We start from the raw sequence: 333 nt of genomic DNA, 5'->3' as shown, positions 1-333 counted from the left end.
CGGCAGGAGACCACCAGTGGCGTGATGGGGGCGGGCATCGGCGTGACCGTGGGCAGCCGCATGCAGAGCCGCGATGTGGATGGGCAGCAGCAGACGGCCTCTGCTTCCACGGTAGGGAGCGTGGCAGGCGATGTCAGCATCGTGGCGGGCAATCGTTATACGCAGGTCGGCAGTGATGTGCTGGCGCCGGGCGGCGATATCGACATCGTGGCCCGGACGGTCAGCATTCTTGCTGCCCAGCAGAGCAGCCACACCGTGACCGAGGACAAGTTCCGCCAGCAAGGGATGACGGTGGCGGTCACCAGTCCGGTGTTGTCGGCGGTGCAGACGGTG

The 333-nt window shown here is 66.7% G+C and carries 1 pseudogene; it reads left to right on the top strand.

The annotated features are described in order from the left end of the window. Window positions 1–333, top strand: a pseudogene (locus tag MKD49_RS25840) (hypothetical protein); the annotation flags it as partial.

Source organism: Herbaspirillum sp. WGmk3 (assembly GCF_023952535.1).
Lineage (GTDB): Bacteria > Pseudomonadota > Gammaproteobacteria > Burkholderiales > Burkholderiaceae_D > Herbaspirillum > Herbaspirillum huttiense.
The sequence above is the reverse complement of the archived record's forward strand: the minus strand, read 5'-3'. Positions and strand labels throughout refer to the sequence as shown.